This is a genomic window from Phenylobacterium sp. (assembly GCF_030698145.1).
In the GTDB taxonomy this organism is placed as follows: Bacteria; Pseudomonadota; Alphaproteobacteria; order Caulobacterales; family Caulobacteraceae; genus Phenylobacterium.
Genome location: NZ_JAUYNW010000087.1, coordinates 1 through 21,558, shown reverse-complemented (window position 1 = coordinate 21,558; position 21,558 = coordinate 1). Strand labels below are relative to the sequence as shown.

At 68.8% G+C, this 21,558-nt stretch carries 19 protein-coding genes; 12 read left to right on the top strand and 7 right to left on the bottom strand.

Going from position 1 to position 21,558, the window contains the following annotated elements; translation table 11 throughout:
- Nucleotides 1–8: 8 nt before the first annotated feature.
- From Q8Q77_RS13115 to Q8Q77_RS13105, 3 genes are read right to left on the bottom strand one after another with little or no spacing between them, the layout of a single operon-like run.
- Nucleotides 9–986: a transglutaminase family protein gene (locus Q8Q77_RS13115; protein WP_305584036.1), complete on the bottom strand. Its 978-nt coding sequence runs from the start codon at nt 984–986 to the stop codon at nt 9–11.
- 11 nt (nt 987–997) lie between these two features.
- Nucleotides 998–1,942, bottom strand: coding sequence for an alpha-E domain-containing protein (locus tag Q8Q77_RS13110; protein WP_305584035.1), 945 nt, complete (start codon nt 1,940–1,942; stop codon nt 998–1,000).
- 34 nt (nt 1,943–1,976) lie between these two features.
- Complete coding sequence (locus Q8Q77_RS13105; RefSeq protein ID WP_305584059.1) at nt 1,977–3,386, bottom strand: circularly permuted type 2 ATP-grasp protein; 1,410 nt, start codon at nt 3,384–3,386, stop codon at nt 1,977–1,979.
- 305 nt (nt 3,387–3,691) lie between these two features.
- Between Q8Q77_RS13105 and Q8Q77_RS13100 the strand changes: the two genes are divergently transcribed.
- The 3 genes from Q8Q77_RS13100 to Q8Q77_RS13090 are packed head-to-tail and all read left to right on the top strand — an operon-like array spanning nt 3,692 to nt 10,046.
- The gene (locus Q8Q77_RS13100) at nt 3,692–5,467 is read left to right on the top strand and encodes an autotransporter assembly complex family protein (RefSeq protein ID WP_305584033.1); all 1,776 of its coding nucleotides are present in this window, start codon (nt 3,692–3,694) and stop codon (nt 5,465–5,467) included.
- On the top strand, nt 5,464–9,654 hold the full coding sequence (locus tag Q8Q77_RS13095; RefSeq protein ID WP_305584031.1) for a translocation/assembly module TamB domain-containing protein: 4,191 nt from the start codon (nt 5,464–5,466) through the stop codon (nt 9,652–9,654). The genes Q8Q77_RS13100 and Q8Q77_RS13095 overlap by 4 nt, the downstream gene beginning before the upstream one ends.
- A 14-nt stretch (nt 9,655–9,668) precedes the next feature.
- The gene (locus Q8Q77_RS13090) at nt 9,669–10,046 is read left to right on the top strand and encodes a hypothetical protein (protein ID WP_305584029.1); all 378 of its coding nucleotides are present in this window, start codon (nt 9,669–9,671) and stop codon (nt 10,044–10,046) included.
- A 7-nt stretch (nt 10,047–10,053) separates the two neighbouring features.
- On the opposite strand, the gene Q8Q77_RS13085 is transcribed toward Q8Q77_RS13090, so the two are convergent.
- The 3 genes from Q8Q77_RS13085 to hspQ form a co-directional block, all read right to left on the bottom strand.
- The gene (locus Q8Q77_RS13085; protein ID WP_305584028.1) at nt 10,054–10,701 is read right to left on the bottom strand and encodes a hypothetical protein; all 648 of its coding nucleotides are present in this window, start codon (nt 10,699–10,701) and stop codon (nt 10,054–10,056) included.
- Between the two features lie 134 nt (nt 10,702–10,835).
- Nucleotides 10,836–11,705, bottom strand: coding sequence for a phenylalanine 4-monooxygenase (phhA, locus tag Q8Q77_RS13080; RefSeq protein ID WP_305584027.1), 870 nt, complete (start codon nt 11,703–11,705; stop codon nt 10,836–10,838).
- 118 nt (nt 11,706–11,823) lie between these two features.
- Nucleotides 11,824–12,153 (bottom strand): heat shock protein HspQ, encoded by a 330-nt coding sequence (gene hspQ, locus Q8Q77_RS13075; protein ID WP_305584057.1) that lies wholly within the window; start codon nt 12,151–12,153, stop codon nt 11,824–11,826.
- Between the two features lie 296 nt (nt 12,154–12,449).
- On the opposite strand from hspQ, the gene Q8Q77_RS13070 reads away from it, so the two are divergent.
- Nucleotides 12,450–13,556 (top strand): Ppx/GppA phosphatase family protein, encoded by a 1,107-nt coding sequence (locus Q8Q77_RS13070; RefSeq protein WP_305584025.1) that lies wholly within the window; start codon nt 12,450–12,452, stop codon nt 13,554–13,556.
- Complete coding sequence (locus Q8Q77_RS13065) at nt 13,553–14,260, top strand: RlmE family RNA methyltransferase (protein ID WP_305584024.1); 708 nt, start codon at nt 13,553–13,555, stop codon at nt 14,258–14,260. Before Q8Q77_RS13070 ends, Q8Q77_RS13065 begins: the two co-directional genes overlap by 4 nt.
- Here Q8Q77_RS13065 and Q8Q77_RS13060 read toward each other — a convergent pair.
- On the bottom strand, nt 14,247–15,143 hold the full coding sequence (locus Q8Q77_RS13060) for a LysR family transcriptional regulator (protein WP_305584023.1): 897 nt from the start codon (nt 15,141–15,143) through the stop codon (nt 14,247–14,249). The two genes, Q8Q77_RS13065 and Q8Q77_RS13060, sit on opposite strands and share 14 nt — an antisense overlap.
- Nucleotides 15,144–15,197: 54 nt before the next feature.
- Between Q8Q77_RS13060 and Q8Q77_RS13055 the strand changes: the two genes are divergently transcribed.
- From Q8Q77_RS13055 to Q8Q77_RS13025, 7 genes are all read left to right on the top strand, one after another.
- Complete coding sequence (locus Q8Q77_RS13055; protein ID WP_305584021.1) at nt 15,198–15,476, top strand: hypothetical protein; 279 nt, start codon at nt 15,198–15,200, stop codon at nt 15,474–15,476.
- Nucleotides 15,477–15,544: 68 nt separating this feature from the next.
- A complete protein-coding gene (gene guaB, locus Q8Q77_RS13050; protein WP_305584019.1) occupies nt 15,545–17,011 on the top strand; it encodes an IMP dehydrogenase in 1,467 nt (488 codons plus the stop codon).
- A 41-nt stretch (nt 17,012–17,052) separates the two neighbouring features.
- Nucleotides 17,053–18,330 carry an RsmB/NOP family class I SAM-dependent RNA methyltransferase gene (locus Q8Q77_RS13045; protein ID WP_305584017.1) on the top strand — a complete coding sequence of 426 codons (1,278 nt, stop codon included), beginning with the start codon at nt 17,053–17,055 and terminating at the stop codon, nt 18,328–18,330.
- A gap of 18 nt (nt 18,331–18,348) precedes the next feature.
- Nucleotides 18,349–19,923, top strand: coding sequence for a glutamine-hydrolyzing GMP synthase (guaA, locus tag Q8Q77_RS13040; protein WP_305584016.1), 1,575 nt, complete (start codon nt 18,349–18,351; stop codon nt 19,921–19,923).
- Nucleotides 19,924–20,092: 169 nt separating this feature from the next.
- On the top strand, nt 20,093–20,521 hold the full coding sequence (locus Q8Q77_RS13035) for a TrbI/VirB10 family protein (RefSeq protein ID WP_371130453.1): 429 nt from the start codon (nt 20,093–20,095) through the stop codon (nt 20,519–20,521).
- Nucleotides 20,522–20,528: 7 nt separating this feature from the next.
- On the top strand, nt 20,529–20,759 hold the full coding sequence (locus Q8Q77_RS13030) for a DUF2274 domain-containing protein (protein WP_305584015.1): 231 nt from the start codon (nt 20,529–20,531) through the stop codon (nt 20,757–20,759).
- A 461-nt stretch (nt 20,760–21,220) separates the two neighbouring features.
- Nucleotides 21,221–21,541 carry a hypothetical protein gene (locus Q8Q77_RS13025; RefSeq protein WP_305584014.1) on the top strand — a complete coding sequence of 107 codons (321 nt, stop codon included), beginning with the start codon at nt 21,221–21,223 and terminating at the stop codon, nt 21,539–21,541.
- The last annotated feature ends 17 nt before the right edge of the window (nt 21,542–21,558 follow it).

Sequence of the window (21,558 nt, the reverse complement as noted above, 5' to 3'; positions counted from 1 at the left end):
CGCCCGGCCTACTGTTGTTGCTGCTGCTGCTGATCGTAGGCCAGGCCTCCGGCCGGGCCACGCCTGCGGCCGCCGCGCGAGAAGGACGGCTGGGCCACGCGAATGAACTCGGGCTCGGTGAGGGCCGCACGGGCCCGGCGCACCGAGACCCCGACGGCGAGCTGGCTCTCGGCGTCGCCCTTATAGACCCCACGCGAAGGCGGGACGTCGTTGTAGTCGCGCCCCACGGCGGCGGCGATATGGCGCTCGCCGGCGATCACGTTGTTGGTCGGATCGAGCCCGATCCACCGGATCGAAGGCAGGAAAACCTCCACCCAGGCATGGGTGGCGTCCGGGTCGGACCGGTCGCCGCCCTTGCGGTCGGTGAACAGGTAGCCGGAGACGTAGCGCGCGGGCACGCCCCAGGCGCGGCAGATGGCCAGCATGATGTGGGTGAAGTCCTGGCAGACCCCGCGCCGCACGCCCAGCGCCTGGTCGATCGGACTGTCAGCATGGGTGACGCCGGCCTCGTACTCGAAGGCCTCATAGATAATCCTGGAGAGCTCACGCACCGCGCGCAGGGGGTCGAGCGCCTTCAGCTCGTCGATCTTGCGTTCTGCGATGAAGGCTCTCAACGCCTCGGTCTCGATGGCGAAGCCATGGTGATGGAGGAAGTCGAAGTTCTCGCCCCGGACGAAGTCGCTGCGCAACCTGTCCCACTCGCCCATGTCGAGAGCCTCAGGCAGGGGCGCCGCCGCCTGCGTCTCGACGGCCGAGCGGGCCACGATGTTCAGCCGGTCGTGCCGCTGGGGCACGTCGAAATGGTAGACCGCATTGCCGAAAGGGTCGGCGTAGGAGAACAGCTGTGCGGCCGGGTCGACATCCAGTTCGAAGCTGACCAACCGCTGTCGCGCGCCCTTCTGGGGTTGCATCCAGACCTCCATGACGCTTTCACGCACGGGTTCGGCGTAGTGGTATTGGGTGACGTGGCGGACTTCCAGGAGCATCGGTCAGCGCCTCACGCGGGCAGTCGCATTTCAAGGGAATAGTGGACGAAGGTCGCGTAGATCGACTGGTGGATCCCCACGCATTCGTCGAGCACGGTTGAGATTAGAGCGCTGGCGCCGGCGATCTCCAGCTCGTCCATGTCGGCATATTGCAGGCGCGCCTTGAGTCGTCCGGCCAGGCGTTCGGGCCCGGCGTGGCCGGCGGCCTCCACATACCGGCTGGCGGCGGTCAGGTGCTCCTCGATCCGGGCGGTGGAGAAGCGGATAGAGCGGGGGAAGTCCTCGTCCAGCAGCAGGAACTCCAGGATCTTCCGCGGCTGCAGGTCGGCGGTGTAACGCCGCAGATAGGGCTCCAGCGCGCAGCTCATCCGCAACACGCCGACCAGGGCGAAGTGCTCGTCCATCGCCCCGCGCCGGCTGTCGCCGAAGCAGACCTCCAGCAGCCGCCCGATCAACTGGGCGCGTTCCAAGTACATGCCCAGCAAGAGGAACCGCCAACCCTCGCCATGGCTCATGGTGGCGTCGGCCGCGCCCCGGAAAAGGTGCAGGTCGGCGATCACGTCGTGCAGGAAGGCCGAGGACCCGTCGGCGAAGGACTTGGCGGCGTCCGGTCCGGTCATCTTCAGATAGATCAGGTTGAGCCGTTCCCAGGTCTCGGTGGTGATCTGGTCGCGCACCTGTCGGGCGTTCTCGCGGGCGAGCGCCAGCGACGAGACGATGGAGCCCGGATCCTCGCGGTCGAGCGCCATGGCGAGCGTCGCCTCGTAGGGGTTGGCGATGTGGGCTCGGTCGGAATCGCCGACGGCTGCCAACGCGATGCGGGCCACCTGGGCCGCGCCCTCGGTGCGGTCGAGGGTGGCGTTGAGCATCACGTCTGAGAGCCGGCACATGTGCTCGGCGCGTTCCACATAGCGGCCGATCCAGTAGAGGCTGTCGGCGACCCTCGCGAGCATCATGCTCGCGATCCTTTGTAACGGAGATTGGCGAGCATCATGGCTGGGCCTCCTTGCCGTCCGCCAGCACCCAGGTGTCCTTCGACCCGCCGCCCTGGCTGGAATTGACCACTAGGGAGCCCTTGCGCAGGGCCACGCGGGTCAGAGCGCCGGGCGTCACCACGATCTTCTCGCCCGACAGGATGAAGGGACGCAGGTCGACGTGACGCGGTTCGATGGCCCCATCGACCAAGCAGGGCGCGGTGGAGAGCTGGATGGTCGGCTGAGCGATGTAGTTGTCCGGATCGGCCTTGATCGCCTCGCCGAAATCGGCTCGCTCCTGCTTGCTGGCGTGGGGCCCGATCAACATGCCGTAGCCGCCCGAGGCGCCGACCGCCTTGACCACAAGCTTGTCCAGATTGGCCAGGACGTGGCTGAGTTGGGCCGCTTCGCGGCAGAGGTAGGTCTCGATATTGGGCAGGATGGCATCCTCGCCCAGATAGTAGCGGATGATGGCCGGGACGTAGGCGTAGACCGCCTTGTCGTCGGCGACCCCGGTGCCCGGCGCGTTGCAGATCACCACATTGCCGGCGCGGTAGGCGTTGAACAGGCCCGCGACGCCCAGACCGGAATCGCGACGGAAGGTGAGGGGGTCGATGAAGTCGTCGTCCACCCGGCGATAGATCACGTCGATCCGCCGCAGGCCGGTGGTGGTTCGCATGTAGACCATGTTGTCGTGGACCACGAGATCGCGGCCCTCGACCAGGGGGCAGCCCATCAGCCGCGCCAGATAGGCGTGCTCGTAATAGGCCGAGTTGTAGACCCCCGGCGTCAGCAACGCGACCTGGGGATTGGGCCGCCAGTCGGCCGCCATGCTCTTGAGCGTCGCCAGCAACAGGTCGGGATAGCGGTCGATGGCGCGCACATTGGCCGCGCGGAAGGTGCCCGGGAAGGTCCGGCGCGAGGCCTCGCGGTTGGCCAGCATGTAGGAGACGCCGGACGGGACCCGCAGATTGTCCTCCAGCACCGCGAAGGCGCCGTCGGTCTGGCGGATCAGGTCCGAGCCGCAGACATTGGCGTAGGCCTGGTGCGGCACGAACAGGTTCTGCATCTCCCGGCGATAGGAGGGCGCGCTCAGCACCAGTTCGCGGGGCACAACCCCGTCCATCAGGATCTGCTGTTCGCCATAGATGTCGGCCAGGAACATGTTCAGCGCCTTCAGGCGCTGAGTGAGGCCGGTCTCGATCGTCGCCCACTCCTCGGCAGGAATGATCCGCGGCAGCAGGTCGGTGGGAATGATCCGCTCGGTGGAGCTCTCGCCGCCATAGACGGTGAAGGTGATGCCCTGCAGCAGGAAATAGCGTTCCAACACCCGCTGGCGCTCGGCCATGTCGGCCGCCGCCAGGGTGGCGATGCGCGCGTCGAGGGCGGCGTAATGCGGTCGCACCAGGCCGCGCGCGGTCAGCATCTCGTCATAGGGGACGTCGAGCGAGGCTGTCGGCCCGACAGCCGGCGCCCGCGCCGTGTCTTCAGAACTGTGGGCCGTCGCCACGCCGTACTCCACCACTTGGTCCTCCGCGTCCCTCTCCGACCTTAAGAACCGCACCCGGGAAAAGGGCGGCTTTTCGGAATCGGCGAGCCTCTGTGGCGCGGCTGCCCAGCATTTGGGCAAGTTTCCGCCGGACAGGAAAGCGACTTGAGCGGCTTGGTGTGGTGACATCGCGAGGCAACGCGGGATAGAGGACGATAGGGGCGCGAGAGGAAAGTTTTGGCGTGGCGCGATTGGTCGTCGCATTCGCAGCCTCGGCGGCCTTGTGTGCGTTTGGCGCGGCTCGCGCCGAGACGCCGCGTGCAGCCATCGAAGGCGAACTGACAGGCGATCTGCGCGACGTGATCGCGCGCGCCATCGGCGAGACCGACAAGCCGATCGGCAATCGTTTCGAGGCCCGCCGGCGTGCCCGCGAAGCTGGCGACAACGCCATCGCCGTCCTGCGCTCCGAAGGCTACTACGCCTATGAGGTCGAGCCCGACGTGGGAGAGGGCGATCCGCCGGCCGCCCTGGTCCGGGTCACCCCCGGCACACGCTTCGCGATCGCTGAACCGACCATAGCCTGGGGCGACGCCCCGCCGCTGGCCGAGGTCCAGGCCGCGGGCGAGGCGGTGATGGGCCTGGCGACCGGACAGCCCGGACGCGCGGCCGACGTGATCGGCGCCGAGGGCCGCATCGTGGCGGCCACCCAGAAGCGCGGCTATGCCGATGTGGCGCCCGCGCCGCGTGAGGTGATCGTCGACCATGCCGACAAGACCGTGCGCCCCACCTTCCACATCGTGGCCGGGCCGCTGGTGCGCCTGAATGGCTTGGAGGTGATGGGCGGCGAGCGGACGCGGCGCGCGTGGCTGAACCGCATGGCGCCCTGGCGCGCCGGCGAGGTCTACGATCCGGAGGACGTCGGCGAACTGGAACGGCGGCTGCTCGACACAGGGGTCTACGACTCGGTGACCGTCGCCCTGGCCCCGCCCGACAAGACCACGCCCGAGGGCCTGCGCCCGGTGGTGGTCAGCCTGGCCGACCGGGCTCCGCGCACCATCGAGCTAGGCGCAAGCTATTCGACCAGCGAAGGGATCGGGGTCGACGCGCGCTGGACCCGCTACAACATGCTGGGCCGGGCCGACACCCTGTCGTTTTTCGCCCGGGCATCCGACATCGACAGTCGCCTGGGCGCCGAGGCGACCCTGCCGCACTGGCGGCGCGCCCAACAGACCCTTAAGGCCGCTGCGGCGGCCTATGACGTCAAGACCGACGCCTATGACGAGACCGGGTTGGGCGTCCGCGCCGACGTGCAGCGGCGGTTCGGCAAGACTTCCTACGTCACGGTCGGCGCCTCACTGGACTACAGCGAGACCGACGAGAAACAAACCAAGCTGCTGACCCCGCTCGGCCGCGAATTGCTAACCGTGGCGGGCCTGGCCGCGGCCTCTCTGGATCGATCCGACGATCCGCTCGACCCCAAGCGGGGCTGGCGCCTGGAGGTGCGGGCCGAGCCGACCTACATCGCTGGCGACGAGAGCCTGCCGTACCTGAAGGTCCAGACCCAGGGCTCGCTGTACATGCCGTTCGGCGACCGCGCCCGGACGGTGCTGGCCGGCCGGGTCAAGGTCGGCGCCATGGTCGGCGGCTCGGTTCCCGAGGTCCCGGCTCCGCGGCGGTTCTTCGCCGGCGGCGGCGGCTCGGTGCGCGGCTACGCCTATCAGGCCATCGGACCACGCCTGGCCGACAACACCCCGCAAGGCGGCGCCTCGGTCCTTGAGGCCTCCTTCGAGGTCCGTCAGAAGATCGGCCACCGCTGGGGCGTGGTCGCCTTCGTCGACGGCGGGGCGGTTGGCACAGACCAGATCCCCACCGGCAAGGACTTCAGCGCCGGCGTCGGGATCGGCGTCCGCTACGACCTGGGCTTCGGGCCGATCCGTGCCGACATCGCCATCCCGCTGGACAAGCGCAAGGGCGATTCCGCGTTCCAGGTCTATCTCAGCATCGGGCAGAGCTTTTGAGCGCGCCTGAAACCCCCGCCGACGCCGTCGAGGCGGTCGCCCAGGAGGTCGTCAAGGCGGCCAGGGGCTCGACCTTGCCCAAGGTCATTGTCGGCATATGTGCGACGGCCTTCCTGCTGGTATCGGCCGTGCTCCTAACCACCCGTTACGGCGTGCTGCTGCCCCAGGGGCGGCTGCTGATCGAGGCGCGCGCCAGCGGCCTGAAGCTGGGGCGGTTCGGCAAGCTGAGGATCGAGGGCCTGGGCGGCGACGTCTGGAGCGACTTCACGATCCGCCGCCTGACCGTCAGCGATGAGAAGGGTGTCTGGCTGGAGGCGAGGAATGTCGCCATCTCATGGCGCTATGGCCAACTCCTGCGACGCCGGCTTGACGCCGACAGGATCGTGGCCGAGCGGCTGACCCTGCTGCGCCGCCCGACCTTGGCGCTGAAGGAGAAGTCCCGCGGCCTGCCGATTTCAATCAAGCTCGACGAGGTTCGCACGCGCGTCGAGATGACTCCGGCCTTCAGCTATCGCCGCGGCGTCTACGACGTGGTGATGAGCCTCGACGTCCAGCGCGCGAACGGCGGCCAGAAGGGCAAGGTCGCCGCCGACAGCGTCCTGCATCGCGGCGACCATCTCGACGCGCAGTTCGATTTCGGCGGCGGGCGGCCGCTACTGCTGGCCGCCGACGCCCTGGAGGCCCGGGGCGGCGCCCTGGCGGGCAGCCTGGGCCTGCCGGCCGACCAGCCCTTCGCCCTGAAGGCGCGGGCCGACGGGAAGGATTCCAGCGGTCGGTTCACCGCGGTCGCCATCGCTGGCGGCGCCAAGCCCCTGGAGGCGTCGGGCGCCTGGAACGCCAAGGGCGGATCGGCGCGGGGCCGCGTGCGCCTGGACGCCTCGCGCCTGACCCAGCCCCTGGTCGCGCGGCTTGGGCCCGAGGTGGTGTTCTCGATCACGGGACGCGAGGCTCAGGGATCGCTCTACGATCTGAAGGCGCGGGCCAGTTCGGCCAATCTCACCCTGGATGCGCGCGGACTTGGCAATCTGGGCGAACGTCGGCTGGGTCTGGACGGCCTGGCGGTGGTCGCCACCGCGCGGGAGGTCACCAAGGTGACGGGCGGGCCGTCGATGGGCGCGGGTCGGGTCGTGGGCCGCCTCAAGGGCGATCTGGACGATCTGCGGTTCGTCGGCGTCGCCGAGGTCGCGCAGCTGAAGTTGGGCGGCTATGGGCTGGACCGGGTCGCGGGGCCGGTGGAGCTGACCCGGCGCGGCGGGGTGCTGGCGGTCAAGGCGCAGATCTCGGGGACCGGTGGGCGCGGGACCGGCCTGGCCGCGGCCCTGCTGGGCGGTCGACCCACGGCGGCCTTCGACGGCGCGCGGCTGGCGGATGGCCGCCTGCTGCTGCGCGAGCTGGACGCCATCGGCGTCGGGCTAAAGGTCCAGGCCAGCGGCGGGCGAGGCCTGGTGGGTGGGCTGAACTTCAAGGGCAAGGCGCAGTTCTCCAACCTCGCCGCTGCGCGGGCCGGCGCCTCAGGCGCTCTGGCCGCGGATTGGAGCGCGAACCAAGGCGGACCGGGCAAGCCCTGGACCCTGTCGCTGGAGGCCCAGGGCGCGCGGTTTGCCAGCGGTTTCGGCGAACTGGACCGGCTGTTGGGCGCTGCGCCTCGCCTGCAGGCGCGCGGCAATATCGATGGCCGCAAAGTCTCCGTCTCCCAGGCCGACCTCGAGGGCGCGGCGCTGAAGGCCGCCACCGCCGGTGTGCTCGATGCCGACGGCGCCCTGCGCTTCAAGCTCGACTGGTCGGCCACCGGTCCCTTCCGTGCGGGGCCCATGGAGATCACGGGCAAGGCCAGGGGCTCGGGCGCAATCACCGGGTCGCTGACCAGTCCCCGGGCCGACCTGCTGGCCGACTTCGACGCCATCGACCTGCCGCGGATGCCGCTGAAGGACGCGCGGCTGACGCTCAGCTTCATGCGCCGCGCCGACGGCGCCAGCGGAGTCGCGACCTTAGCCGCGGCCAGCAGTTATGGTCCCGCCGCGGCGCGCTCGGTCTTCAGCTTCCCACGTGGCGGCGTCGACCTCACAGACCTTTCGGTCAACGCCGGGGGGCTGACCGCCCAGGGATCGCTGGCCCTGCGCCGCTCGACGCCGTCGGCGGCCGATCTCCAGATCGGCGTTGGCAAGGGCGCCTTCCTGGAGAGCGGGCAGATCAGCGGCGCGGTGCGGATCGTCGACGCTGCCGGTGGGCCGCGGGCAAGCCTCCGGCTGACCGCGAAGGACGCCGTCCTGCCCGGCGCCCGGTTCGCCATCGGGACCGGTGAGATCACCGCCGACGGACCGCTGGAGCGCCTGCCCTATCGCGCCCAGCTTCGCGGCGTGGCGACCAGCGGCCGATGGACCCTGGACGGCGGCGGGGTGCTGGCCCAGACCAAGCCCGGCTACCAGGTGGCCTTCGACGGCTTGGGCCGCTTCGGCCGCCGCGACCTGAAGACCACCGAGACCGCCGTGATCGGCTTCGGCGGTGCGGAGCGGACCGCGCGCCTGCGGCTGGCGGCCTCGGACGGCGGCCAGATCGACGTCGACGCCCGGCTGGGGCGCGACGCCGCCAGCATCCGCGCGGAGGTCAAGAAGCTGGGCCTGGGCGTGCTCAACGAAGACCTCACCGGCACCGCCGATGCGACCCTCGTGCTGGCCGGCCGCGGCGGGCGGCTGGACGGCACGCTGGACGCCCGGTTCGACGACGCCCGCGGGCGCGGCTACGACGACACCCTGGGCCTCGACGGCACGCTGAGGGCGCGGCTGGCCGGCGACACCCTCAGCCTCGACCTCGACACCACCAGCCCCCACGGCCTGCGCGCCGACGCCAATGTGGTTCTGCCGGCGGAGACCAGCGCCGGCCCGTTTCGCGTCGCCATCGCCCGCACCCGGCCCATACGGGGCCGGTTCTTCGCGGAGGGCGAGGTCAAGCCGCTCTGGGACCTGCTGATGAGCGGCGAGCGGGCCCTGGCGGGGCAAGTGCGGCTGGAAGGCACGTTGGGGGGCACACTCGCCGATCCCAATGCCGTCGGGGCCGGGCAGATGGACCGTGGGCAGTTCACCGACGGCGCCACGGGCCTCGCCCTGCGCGACGTCACCTTGCGCACGACCTTCGCCGACAATGCTGTGAACGTGACCCAGGCCACCGGGGCCGACGGCCACGGCGGGACGGTGGCAGGCTCGGGCCGGATTAGCCTGTTCCGCGAGGGCTCCTCGACCCTGCGCCTGGACCTGAAGGGTTTCCGCTTGATCGACAATGACCAGGCCACGGGCTCGGCCTCGGGCCAGGCGGTGATCGATCGCGCCGCCGACGGTAAGGTGCGGCTGGCCGGCGCCCTGACCATCGACCGGGCCGACGTCGCCGCCAAGGTCTCCACCCCCTCCGGCGTGGTGGCGATGGACGTGACCGAACGCAACAAGCCCGCTGACCTGGCCAGCGTGCTGGCGCCGGCGGTCCGCAAGGGCGCGGCCATCGCCCTGGATGTCAGCCTGAAGGCGCCGCGGCGGGTCTTCCTGCGCGGTCGCGGCCTGGACGTGGAGCTGTCGCTGGACGCCCATGTCGGCGGCACCACCGCCCGCCCGGCCTTGTCGGGCACGGCCCGGGTCGTCCGCGGCGAGTACGATTTCGCCGGCAAGCGGTTCGAGTTCGATGAGCGCGGAGTGGTCTATCTGGCGACCTCGCCCCAGGCGATCCGGCTGGACCTCTCGGCCACGCGCGACGACCCGGCCCTGACGGCGGTGGTGCGCATCCGCGGGACGGCGGCGAAGCCCGAGATCACGCTCACCTCGTCCCCGGTCCTGCCCAACGATGAGGTGCTGTCACAGGTGCTGTTCGGCCGCTCAGCCTCCCAGCTCTCGCCCCTGGAGGCGGCCCAACTGGCGTCGGCCCTGTCGTCCCTGGCGGGCGGCGGCGGGTTTGACGTGATCGGCAACCTGCGCACGTTCGCCGGTCTCGACCGCCTGGCCCTGGCGGGCGGCGACGCCTCCGGCGTGACGGTGTCGGGCGGCAAGTACCTGACCGAGGACGTCTATCTCGAGCTGACTGGCGGCGGACGCGAAGGCCCCTCGGCCCAGGTCGAGTGGCGGGTCGGTCGAAATCTCTCCATCATCTCCAAGCTGGCCGGGCAGGGCGACGGCAAGCTCGCCGTGCGCTGGCGCAAGGACTATTGAAGGACGTCGCTGTGATGCGTGGGTTTCTGATCGGACTGGCGGCCTTCGGGACCCTGGCCGCCTGCGATAAGCCCCTGACCGTGCCCGGCACGGCGGGCGTCTGCTGGCGGCTGGCCGAACGTGGCTCCCACGGCAAGCCGGAGTTCCGGCCCCTCGCGCCGGGGGTGAGCAACCTGGAGTCCTGCGCGGTCACCCTGGAGGCGCTGCATCTGCGTAGCGGCGTGGATGTCACCGGCGGCTTCCAGGGTCGCTACATTTTTGTCACCCAGGCCGACATCACCGCCGCCTCGGGCGCGAAGACCCAGCGCTATCGCGTGTTCTCGCCCGAGCAGCGGGCCAAGGTGCGCCAGGGCATCCAGACCCTGCAGCAGCGGGCGAGAACAGGCGGCTAGCGCCGGTCTAGGCGAAGTCGCCAAGGGCGATATCGCTGAGGCCTCGTCCGACCAGGACGACGGCGGCCTCGAAGTTGGTCGGGTCGCCGTCGGTGTTGGCGAAGACGATCAGGTCCGCGCCCACCTGAAGCGCGACATAGTCCGCGCCGCCGGCCGCCACCTGCAGGGCCGCGCTCATCGCCGAGTCGAAGCTGTCGGCCGCGCCGAAGGAGACGTTGTCCTCCGTGGCCGCCGGGCCGCCGAACGAGAGGCGGTCTTCGCCGGTGGTGAAGTCGAGGATCTGGTCGAGACCGCCGGGCGTGGTCGCCATGCCTTCGATATTGAAGAGGTCGGCCCCAGCGCCGCCCGACAGCGTGTCGGCCCCGCCGCCGCCGGTGAGGGTGTCAGCTCCACCGCCGCCGCTCAGGCTGTCGCCGCCCACGCCGCCCTGCAGACTGTCGGGGCCATCCGTGCCGCCGGGGGCGGTTTCGCCCGTGGGGGTCTCGAACCGCTTGGCGAGCCCCGGCGGCAGGTCGGGGCGATGACTGTGCGTATTGTCTGTCTGGCCCGGCGGGTCCACCCGCCAGCCGCCATTGCCGCCGTTGAGCGGCAGGTGTTCGCCGCGCTGGCCGAAGGTGGCGGTCTCATTCTGTGCGGGCTTGAATCTGGGAGCCATGGGGAAGTCCTTCTCGGATCAAACGATTGATCGAGGGTTCGGATTCCCGCGTGAACAAACGCGAAAGCGATGAAGTTAAGTTGAATTGATGGTTAGGGGCTATTAGCCCAATTATTCTCTAACAAGCTTTAATATTACGCTAGTCGTCCGCCATTTTTCGCATAGGCCTGACTTCCCGCAGTAAAGACTTCGTCGCTGGGCTCAATCGCCTCGATGCTGATGTCCGGCAGCCGCGTCAGGCGCTCATAGAGGCGGCCGAAGTCCTGCAGGGTGGCGTCCAGCAGGGCCTGTAGCGATGGGATCACGAAATAGACCTGCTGGAAATCGTCGATCCGATAGGGCGTGCGCATCACGCGCTCCAAGTCGAAGCCCAGCCGGTTGGGTGAGGGGTCGTCGAGGGCGAAGATCGATTCCGCGCGGCTGGAGACGATGCCCGCGCCGTAGATCCGCAGTCCCTCGGGCGTCTGCAGCAGGCCGAACTCCACTGTGTACCAGTAGAGCCGCGCCAGATTGTGCAGTTGGCCTCGCCCCAGCGCCCGCAGGCCGCCCTGGCCATAGGCCTGCATATAGTCGGCGAAGGTCGGGTCGGTGAGCATCGGCACATGGCCGAACACGTCGTGGAAGACATCGGGCTCCTCCAGATAGTCCAGCTCGTCCGGCTTGCGGATGAACCGGCCGGCCGGGAAGCGGCGGTTGGCCAGGTGGTCGAAAAACACCTCGTCGGGGACCAGGCCCGGGACCGCGACCACGCTCCAGCCGGTGAGCCGGGTCAGCTCCTCGTTGATGCGTGAAAAGTCCGGAATCCCGCCGCGATGCAGGTCCAGGGCGTCCAGGCCGTTCAGGAAGGCGTCGCAGGCCCGTCCGGGCAGCAGCCTCGACTGGCGCTCATAGAGGGTCAGCCAGACCTGGTGCTCGGCCGTCGTATAGGCCGCCCAGTCCTGATCGATGGTCCAGTCGGCGCGCGCGCCTGGGGGAGGGCTGGAATTAAAGCCATCTGCGCTCATGGCGAGAGAATGACCGCGAATCCCTGAAAATTCCGTTCGAACTGCGCGCGCAAACCGGGATCGTGCGGTGAAAGATTGCGCGATAGCGGTGGGCAGGCGAACGGTCGTGCCCTGCAGCCTAGTGGCTGATGCGCGGCTTCAGATTGTAGTGGCCTTCGGTGAAGCTCTCGAAGATCAGCGAGGCCTGCGGGTGGCCGATCGGCTCGCCGCTCTCGTCGGGCAGCAGGTTCTGCTCGGAGACATAGGCCACATAGGCGTTCTCCTCGTTCTCCGCCAGCAGGTGGTAGAACGGCTGATCCTTGCGCGGCCGGATGTCCTCGGGGATCGACTGCCACCATTGCTCGGTGTTCGAGAAGGTGGGGTCGACGTCGAAGATCACGCCCCGGAAGGGGAAGTGACGGTGCCGGACGACCTGTCCAATGGCGTACTTCGCCAGCCGCGGCTCCATGAGAACCATGGGTCGCGAGACAAGATCGCTGCCAACTTTTTCGATTCGAGCGTCCATGAAGGAGAATCTAAACCACGTCACCTAACCGGGAAGTGAACGTAACGCTCACGTGGCCGTGTGCAAGGCTGCGCCTTCCGAGAGGCGAACCATGTTGCTACACTCTCTCCTGAAACGAGGCGCCGATCTCCGCGCCTGCATAAGGACGGGTGGCGGTCCATGCCTCAGGCGCCCTCGAGCGCGTTCCTCGCGAACGTGCTCCGGACCCTTCATCTATACGCCCTCGAGGCGACCGGCCTGTGACGCTCGAGCCAGAACCCGCCGCGCCGCGCGGCGACGGAGAGTCGCCCTGCTATGGCGCGCTCGACCTTGGAACCAACAATTGCCGGCTGCTCATCGCCACGCCCGCCGGGCGCGGCTTCCGGGTGGTCGAGGCCTATTCGCGGATCGTTCGCCTGGGCGAGGGCCTGGGCCAGTCCGGACGCCTTTCGGATGCGGCCATGGAGCGGGCGCTGGCGGCCTTGCGGGTCAGCGCCGAGAAGGTTCGCCGCCGCCGGGTGGTGAAGCTCAAGGCCATAGCCACCCAGGCCTGCCGCTCTGCTGCCAACGGTCAGGAGTTCGTGGCCAGGGTCGCCGCGGAGACCGGTCTGCAGCTCCAGATCATCACTCCGCGGGAGGAAGCCCACCTCTCCGTCGCCGGTTGCCTCAACCTGCTCGACCGGAAAGCTGACGCCGCCCTGGTGGTCGATGTCGGCGGCGGCTCGACCGAGCTCTCCTGGGTGGACCTCAAGTCCGGCGGCCTGGACACTGAGATATCCAAGTTCGTGGCCGGCCGCCTGCCGATCAAGGCCTGGCTCTCCATCCCCATCGGGGTGGTGACCCTGGCCGAGCGGTTCCCCGAGGGCGAGACCGTCACCCAGGCCTGGTTCCGCGAGATGGTCGATACGGTGAAGACCGAACTGGCCGCCTTCCGCAACGCCGACCCCATGCGCGAGGTGTTCGACGCCGACCGCGCCCACATGGTCGGAACCTCCGGGGCGATCACCAGCCTGGCCGGGATGCATCTGGGTCTGCGACGATATGACCGCAGCCAGGTGGACGGCATCTGGATGACCCGCGACCAGTGCGACGCCGCGGCGAACCTGCTGCTGGGCCTCAACGCCCGCCAGCGCGCCGAACAGCCCTGCATCGGGCCCGACCGCGCCGATTTGGTGTTGGCGGGGGCCGCGATCCTTCAGGCGGTCCAGGAGATCTGGCCCTGCACCCGGGTGCGGGTGGCCGACCGCGGCCTGCGCGAGGGCATCCTGATGTCCCTGATGTCGAGCGCTGGCGCGGGCCGCAAGCGCCGCCGGCGTCGTCGCGGCCGTAGATCGCCCGGGGCTTCCCCTGTAAACGCTTCGGAATGACCGACGAGCCCCCACGCAAGCGGATGGTGAAACGCCCTACGGGCGGCACCGAGGAGGGTCGGGCCACGCCCGAGCGCCTGAAGACCGCCAGGGACCGCACGCCGTCGTCCCAGGCCTGGCTATCGCGCCAGATCAATGACCCCTTCGCGGCCAAGGCGCGCGCTCACGGCTATCGCTCGCGCGCCGCCTACAAGCTGACCGAGCTCGACGACAAGCTGAAGCTGCTCAAGCCCGGCGCCCGCATCATCGACCTGGGCCTCGCTCCCGGCGGCTGGACGCAGGTGGCGGTCGAGCGCGGGGTCACCAATATCGTCGGCGTCGACCTTCTGCCCGTCGATCCGATCAGCCCGGCCCACATCCTGGAGATGGACTTCACCGATCCGGCCTGCGGCCCGATGCTGATCGACCTGCTGGGCGGCCCGCCCGATGCGGTGCTGTCCGACATGGCCCCCAACACCGTCGGCCACAAGCAGACTGACCACCTGCGGATCGTCGGCCTGATCGAGGCCGCGGCCGAGTTCGCGATCAGCGTGCTGAAGCCCGGCGGCGCCTTCGTCTCCAAGGCCTTCCAGGGCGGCGAGAGCTACGAGGTCGTCAACCGCCTGAAGCGCCACTTCGCCGATGTGAAGCACATCAAGCCCAAGGCCAGCCGCGCTGGCAGCTCCGAGGTCTACCTCGTGGCGACGGGATTCAAGGGGCGCTGATCGGGCTGGGCGTTTTCGCCCCCTCGGCCACCAGCCACCTTCGGAACTGATCCAGGGCCCGGCTCGAGGCCCCCGGCGCGGCCAGCAGGGCGAAGGCGCTTTCGGCTTTTCTGAACCCGAACGGCGCGACCAGGCGTCCGCTGGCCACATAGTCGGCCACCAGCGGCCAGGGCATGACCGCCACCCCCAATCCCGCAATCGCCGCGTCCAGGGCGAAGTGGAGGTGTGCGAAGGGCTGCTGGTGCCCCGGCGGCAGCTCCATCCCCGCTAGGGCCGCCCAGATCGCCCAGCCCTGCGGATGGGTCTGGGCGGCCAGTCGCGGCGCCTTGAGCGCCGCGCCGGCGAAGCGCTCGGCCAGGGCCGGGGACATGACTGGTCCCAGGTGGTTGGACATGAAGGCCGTCGCGTCAGGATCGGCCAGGCGGCTGGTCGGGACCATCCGCACCACCGCATGGGCGCCCCGGTGCGAGGTGGCGTGGGACGGAAGTTCCGCCAGGTGCAGCCGAACACTCGGATGGACGGCGGCGAAGCCGCTCATCCGTGGAATCAGCCATTTCACCGAGACGCTAGCGTTGACCGCGATGTGCAGGTCCTCACCGCCGCCGCGGGTCTGGCGCACCGCCGTGGCGATCTGGTCGAAGGCGGCGGTCAGCGCCGGCAGCAGATCGCGACCCGCCTCGGTCAGCTCCAGTCGATGCTTAGGGCCGGTGAACAGGCGCACGCCCAGCGTCGCCTCCAGCGCCTTCACCTGTCGGCTGACCGCGCTATGCGTGACGTTCAGCTCCTCGGCGGCCAGGGTCGCCCGCCCGGTGCGCGCCATGGCCTCGAAGGCGCGGAGGGCGTTCAGTGAGGGCAGGGGGCGTAATGTGAGATTTTCGAACATCGCACATCCAATATGTCGATTTCCTCAATTCGACAATCGGCGCACAAGCTCGACATGGCGGATAACCTCAACCTCCCGAACCTCAGGCGACCGGCGATCTCGCTGGCCCTGAACCTGGGATGGGTCGCCGTTCTGGTCGCCACGATCGAGGCGCTGGGCCGCTTCGGCGAGGCCTTCGCCCAGCTGACAGGCTTCGTGGCAGTCCTCGTCCTTCAGCTCATGAGCGCCGCCCTGCTGGTCCGCGCCCTGGCCGACGGCCTCTTCGCTCTGCTGGCGCTGATCCTCGCGGTAGCCGCCGCCCAAACCCAACTCCAGGAGCCCGTGACCGCATGACCCTCCAGACTCCGCTTGCCGCATTGGGGGCCGTACCGATATACGCGGCTCGCAAAATGGAGACTCCAATGGAGATTCGCGAAGGTCTTACCTTCGACGACGTTTTGCTCGAACCGGGTGCGTCGGATGTGATGCCCACCCAGGTGGACACCGCCACCAAGTTCACGCGCGAAATCAGTCTGAACATCCCGCTCGTGTCCTCTGCCATGGACACCGTGACCGAGAGCCGTCTGGCTATAGCCATGGCCCAGGCCGGCGGCCTGGGCGTGCTTCACCGCAACATGACGGCCGAGGAGCAGGCCGACCAGGTGCGCGAGGTGAAGCGCTACGAGAGCGGCATGGTCATCAACCCGCTGACCATCAATCCGGAGACCCCCCTGCGGGAAGTCCTTGAGATCAAGGCGCGGCGCAAGATATCGGGGTTTCCGGTGGTCGAGCCCGGCACCGGCAAGCTGGTGGGCATCCTGACCAACCGCGACATGCGGTTCGAGGGCTCCAGCGAGGTCCCCGCCAAGGTCCTGATGACCAAGGACAACCTGATCACCGTCCGCGAGGGCTGCACCCAGGACGAGGCCAAGGCCCTGCTGCGGGAGCACAAGATCGAGCGGCTGATCGTGGTCGACGACGCCTATCGCGCGGTCGGCCTGATCACCGTCAAGGACATGGAGAAGGCCCAGGCCCACCCCATCGCCGCCAAGGACGCCCAGGGCCGGCTTCTGGTCGGAGCGGCCTCGACCGTCGGCGACGCCGGCTACGAGCGTTCGATGGCCCTGGTGGACGCCGGGGTCGACGTGGTGGTGATCGACACCGCCCATGGCCACAACGCCGATGTGTCCCGGGCGGTCGGACGGTTGAAGCGCGAGACCAACCGCGTGCAGATCGTCGCCGGCAACGTCGCCACCTACGAAGGCGCGCGCGCCCTGATCGACGCCGGCGCCGACGCCGTGAAGGTCGGCATCGGCCCGGGCTCCATCTGCACCACCCGCATCGTCGCGGGCGTCGGGGTTCCGCAACTCACCGCCATCGCCGACGCGGTCCGCGCCGCGTCCGGCACCGACGTCCCAGTGATCGCCGACGGCGGCATCAAGTACTCCGGGGACTTGGCCAAGGCGCTCGCCATGGGCGCCCAGGTGGCCATGATGGGCTCGGCCTTCGCCGGCACCGACGAGGCGCCGGGCGAGGTGTTCCTGTACCAGGGCCGTTCCTACAAGGCCTATCGCGGTATGGGCTCGCTGGGCGCCATGTCCACGGCCAACGGCTCGGCCGACCGCTACTTCCAGAAGGAGGTCTCGGCGCTGAAGCTGGTGCCCGAGGGCATCGAGGGCCAGGTCGCCTACAAAGGGCCGATCAACGCCATCCTGCACCAGATGGTCGGCGGCCTGCGGGCGGCCATGGGCTATACCGGCGCGGCCAACCTCGAGGAATTCCGGCAGAAGGCGCGGTTCATCCGCATCACCGGCGCCGGCCTGCGCGAGAGCCACGTCCACGACGTCATGATGACCCGTGAGGCCCCCAACTATACGAGCCCCGTATGACCGGCCCCGTGACGGTGGCGATCTTCCTGTGAGCCAAGCCCTTGCGTGACGGCGGACGCCTTTCCGCGGCCATCGAGATCCTCACTGACGTCGAGACGCGCCACCGGCCTGTGCGGCTGGCGCTCAAGACGTGGGGGGACGCCTCGCGCTATGCGGGGTCGAAGGACCGCGCCTGGGTCTCGGGCCTGGTGCTGGACATGCTCCGGCGCCGCCGATCGCTCGGCTGGCGCATGGGCGACGACGGCCCCCGCGCCGCCGCGCTCGCAGCCCTGCACGTGTTCTGGAACTGGCCGGTGGAGCGCATCGCCGAGGCCGCCGGCGACGAACCCCACGGTCCGGGCCCCTTGACGCAGGCCGAACGCGCCGCCCTGCTCCAGCCGCGAGATCTGGCCGACGCCCCGCCCGCCGTGCGCGGCGACTATCCCGATTGGCTGGAGCCTTCGCTCGCCCGCGCCTTCGGCGACGAAGCGCCGCTGGAAGGCGTCATGCTCTCCGAGCGCGCGCCGGTCGACCTGCGCATCAATACGTTGAAGACCGATCCGGAGCAGGCGCTGAAGGCCTTGGCCCCGCTCAACGCCGCGCCGACCGGCGTCCTGCCCAACGCCCTGCGGATAGCGGCCCCTGATCCGGCCCAGCGCGGCGGCTCGCTGGAAACCATTCCGGCCTTTTCGCGCGGCTGGTTCGAGGTGCAGGACCTGGCCTCTCAGATCGCGGCCCAGGCGGCCGGCGACATCAAGGGCGCCCAGGTGCTCGATCTCTGCGCCGGGGGTGGGGGCAAGACGCTCGCCCTGGCCGCCGCCATGGGCAACACCGGCCAGATCTACGCCTACGACAGCGAGGCACGGCGCCTGGCCGACACGGTGCGCCGCTCCGAACGCGCCGGGATCCGCAATCTGCAGATCCGCTCACCGGTCTATCCCGACCCGCTCAAGGGCCTGGACGGCAAGATGGACGTGGTCTTCATCGACGCGCCCTGCTCCGGCTCGGGGGCCTGGCGCCGCCACCCCGACACCAAGTGGCGGCTGAAGCCCGAGGCGCTGGCCCAGCGCATGGCTGATCAGGACGCCGTGCTCGACCTGGGAACCCACTTCGTGAAGCCCGGGGGCCGCATGGTCTATGTCACCTGCTCTGTCCTGCCCGAGGAGGACGAGGACCGCGTAGCCGCCTTCCTGGTCCGCACGCAGGGGTTCGTCGTGCGCCCCGCCACCGACAATCCCGACCTGACCCGACACCTGACGGACGAGGGCCATCTGCGCCTCTCGCCCCGCGCCTCCGGCACCGACGGCTTCTTCGTCGCCGTGTTGGAGAAAACCAAATGATCTCGCGGACTTAAGACCATGACCGAACCCGCCCCCGCCCAACCTGCCCACGAACGCGTCCTGATCGTCGATTTCGGCAGCCAGGTGACCCAGCTGATCGCGCGGCGCCTGCGCGAGAGCGGCGTCTATTGCGAGATCCATCCCTTCGACAAGGTCGAGGCGATGTTGGACGCCTTCGCCCCCAAGGCCGTGATCCTCTCCGGCGGCCCGGCCAGCGTCCACGAGGATGCCAGCCCGGCGGTCACCCCGCGCGTCTTCGACCTGGGCGTCCCGGTCCTGGGCATCTGCTACGGCGAGATGACCATGTGCGACCAGCTGGGCGGCAAGGTCGAGGGCGGCCACACCCGCGAGTTCGGCCGCGCCGAGATCCTCATTCACCAGGAGAGCCCGCTGCTGGCCGGTCTGGGCGAGGTCGGCTCGAAAGAGACCGTCTGGATGAGCCATGGCGACAAGATCACCGCCATCCCCCAGGGCTTCCACGTGGTGGCGTCCTCGGAGGGGTCGCCCTACGCGGTGATCGCCGACGAGGCCCGCCGCTTCTACGGCATCCAGTTCCATCCGGAAGTGGCCCATACCCCGCGCGGCGCCCTGATGCTGCGTAACTTCGTCCACGGCATCGCCGGGTTGAAAGGCGACTGGACCATGGCCGCCTTCCGGGGCGAGATGGTCCAGAAGATCCGCGACCAGGTGGGCGACGGCAAGGTGATCTGCGGCCTCTCTGGCGGCGTGGATTCCTCCGTGGCCGCGGTGCTGATCCACGAGGCCATCGGCGACCAGCTCACCTGCGTCTTCGTCGACACCGGCCTGCTGCGCCACAACGAGGCCGAGCAGGTGGTGACCATGTTCCGCGACCACTACAACATCCCCCTGATCCACGTGGACGCCGGCGACCTGTTCCTGGGCGAGCTGGCCGGGGTCTCCGACCCGGAGACCAAGCGCAAGACCATTGGGCGCCTGTTCATCGAGGTCTTCGACAGGGAGTCGGCGAAGATCGAGGGCGCGGCCTTCCTGGCCCAAGGCACCCTCTATCCGGACGTCATCGAGAGCGTCTCGGCCAGCGGCGGCCCCTCGGCGGTGATCAAGAGCCACCACAATGTCGGCGGCCTGCCCGATTACATGAAGCTCAAGCTGGTCGAGCCCCTGCGTGAGCTGTTCAAGGACGAGGTGCGCCTGCTGGGCGTGGAGCTGGGCCTGCCCCCGGCCTTCGTCGGCCGCCACCCGTTCCCGGGCCCGGGCCTAGCCATCCGCATCCCCGGCGAGATCACCCGCGAAAAGGTCGCCGTCCTTCAAGCCGCAGACGCCATCTATCTCGACGAGATCCGCAAGGCCGGCCTCTATGACAGCATCTGGCAGGCCTTCGCCGTGCTTCTCCCCGTGAAGACGGTGGGCGTCATGGGCGACGCCCGCACCTACGAGGACGTCCTGGCCCTGCGCGCGGTCACCTCCACCGACGGCATGACCGCCGACTTCTTCGAGTTCCCCTGGGACGTCCTGGGCCGCTGCGCCACTCGGATCATCAACGAGGTGAGGGGCGTCAACCGCGTGGTCTACGACGTGACGAGCAAGCCGCCAGGGACCATCGAGTGGGAATAGAAGAGGGCCTATCCGGGCATTCGCCACGGTATCCAAAACCCCTCCTAAATCACTGAAATAAAAAGTGTTTCTGCACTTTTAGAATAGGCTCTTTTCGAGGCTGTTCGCTCCAAACTGGAGGAGGTTTGGAGGTATGTCGCGGACCTTGCCGTAGCGGCAAAAACGGCGGATACCGCAGGGTGCCCGCCTTGTCGGGGTCTATGAGAACCGGATCACCTTCGGGCAGCGTCGAGTCCTGCTGGCCTGGACACGGCTTCTCCTGCCCGATGGTCGGTCCCTGATCCTGGAGAAGCTCCCAGCTGGCGACGCGGCCGGCTATGCGGGGCTCGAGGACCAGGTCGACCGGCATTGGTCGGGCCTGTTCGGCATGGCGGCGCTCTCGACCCTGCTCGGGGTCGGTTCGGAACTCGGCGTTTCGGACGACGAGGACTCGATCGTCCAGGCGCTTCGGTCCGGCGCCGCGGGAACATTCTACCAAGTTGGCCAGCAGGCGATCGGCAAGGGGCTGAGCGTCGCGCCGACCCTCACCATCCGTCCCGGCGCCCCGGTGCGTGTGATCGTGACACGCGACCTCGTCCTTCAACCCTATCGATCCTGAGGACCTCATGGCCGAAAAGCTGAAACTCGCCACGCTGCTCGACGACACGCCCGTCAAGGTGACAGTCGAACTTCCCGCATCGGTCCACCGGGATCTCGTCGCCTATGGCGAGGCCCTCGCTCAAGGCGGCGGGAGGGTCGTCGAGCCTGCCAAGCTCATCCCACCGATGCTGGCGCGGTTCATGGGCGCCGACCGCGCGTTCTCGAAAATGAGGCGGCCAGGCGGGCAGGCCCAATAGACGCTGCAGGGCGCGCCACTCTCGGCAGGCGCGCCCGTACCGCGGCGGCCATGTTGGCGCTCGGCTTAGCCATCGGCCGCGAACGCCTTGAGGTACGGTCTCAGACAGCCGAGCTATGCCGGGCTCCTGCAGCAGGGCGAGCAGTTGTTCGCGATGCGGAAGGGCGGCGTTGATCTGTTTCCTCGGAGAGAACTGATCAATCTCCGAGGATTCGTATCATTCATTGCGGCCAACCTTGGGGCCCAAGTCATATCCGCCAACTGGCCCAGCCGGGGTCGCTCAGCAAGCGCGACAAGAGAACGGCAAAATCTCGCCTCTCGGCGCCTGACTGCTGGCTAGGCGGTCGACGGACTAGACGCATAGCCGGGCAACAAGAAAGATGACAAAGCGCGTCCCGTTTGGCCACACTCTCGTCGATCCAGGGCGCGATTGGAGGCCATCCCGCCATCTAAGGTTTCCTCATGAATCAGGTGCTCGACATCGCCGGCGCCAGCGGCGCCAGCTACCGGTTTCGACGTAACCAAGAGAGCCAGGAACTGCCGGCCACGGCGGGGAACGTGATCTATGTCCGGCGAGATGAGTCCAGCTGGGCGCTCGACTGCTGCGCTGAGATCGACAGCCTCCGTGGGGCCTTTCGCGGCTGGAAGGAGGCGCAAGCTGTCCACCAGGCCACGGACGTCTTCATCCGCTTGAATGTCAGCCGCGCGAAGCGCCGCGAGGAGTGCCTCGATATCGTCGAGAAGCACCAGCCGCCAATATGGACGCTCGAGGCGGACTCCTAAAGGTTTCAGCGCGGCGT

Excerpts from the sequence above, each read along its gene's own strand:
- Q8Q77_RS13090 (WP_305584029.1), top strand. The coding sequence starts at position 9,669 with ATGCGTGGGTTTCTGATCGGACTGGCGGCCTTCGGGACCCTGGCCGCC.
- Q8Q77_RS13060 (WP_305584023.1), bottom strand. The coding sequence starts at position 15,143 with ATGTTCGAAAATCTCACATTACGCCCCCTGCCCTCACTGAACGCCCTC.
- hspQ (WP_305584057.1), bottom strand. The coding sequence starts at position 12,153 with ATGGAGCCGCGGCTGGCGAAGTACGCCATTGGACAGGTCGTCCGGCAC.
- Q8Q77_RS13025 (WP_305584014.1), top strand. The coding sequence starts at position 21,221 with ATGAATCAGGTGCTCGACATCGCCGGCGCCAGCGGCGCCAGCTACCGG.
- Q8Q77_RS13030 (WP_305584015.1), top strand. The coding sequence starts at position 20,529 with ATGGCCGAAAAGCTGAAACTCGCCACGCTGCTCGACGACACGCCCGTC.
- Q8Q77_RS13055 (WP_305584021.1), top strand. The coding sequence starts at position 15,198 with ATGGCGGATAACCTCAACCTCCCGAACCTCAGGCGACCGGCGATCTCG.
- Q8Q77_RS13105 (WP_305584059.1), bottom strand. The coding sequence starts at position 3,386 with ATGCTGACCGCGCGCGGCCTGGTGCGACCGCATTACGCCGCCCTCGAC.
- phhA (WP_305584027.1), bottom strand. The coding sequence starts at position 11,705 with ATGAGCGCAGATGGCTTTAATTCCAGCCCTCCCCCAGGCGCGCGCGCC.
- guaB (WP_305584019.1), top strand. The coding sequence starts at position 15,545 with ATGGAGATTCGCGAAGGTCTTACCTTCGACGACGTTTTGCTCGAACCG.
- Q8Q77_RS13115 (WP_305584036.1), bottom strand. The coding sequence starts at position 986 with ATGCTCCTGGAAGTCCGCCACGTCACCCAATACCACTACGCCGAACCC.
- guaA (WP_305584016.1), top strand. The coding sequence starts at position 18,349 with ATGACCGAACCCGCCCCCGCCCAACCTGCCCACGAACGCGTCCTGATC.
- Q8Q77_RS13110 (WP_305584035.1), bottom strand. The coding sequence starts at position 1,942 with ATGATGCTCGCGAGGGTCGCCGACAGCCTCTACTGGATCGGCCGCTAT.
- Q8Q77_RS13085 (WP_305584028.1), bottom strand. The coding sequence starts at position 10,701 with ATGGCTCCCAGATTCAAGCCCGCACAGAATGAGACCGCCACCTTCGGC.
- Q8Q77_RS13065 (WP_305584024.1), top strand. The coding sequence starts at position 13,553 with ATGACCGACGAGCCCCCACGCAAGCGGATGGTGAAACGCCCTACGGGC.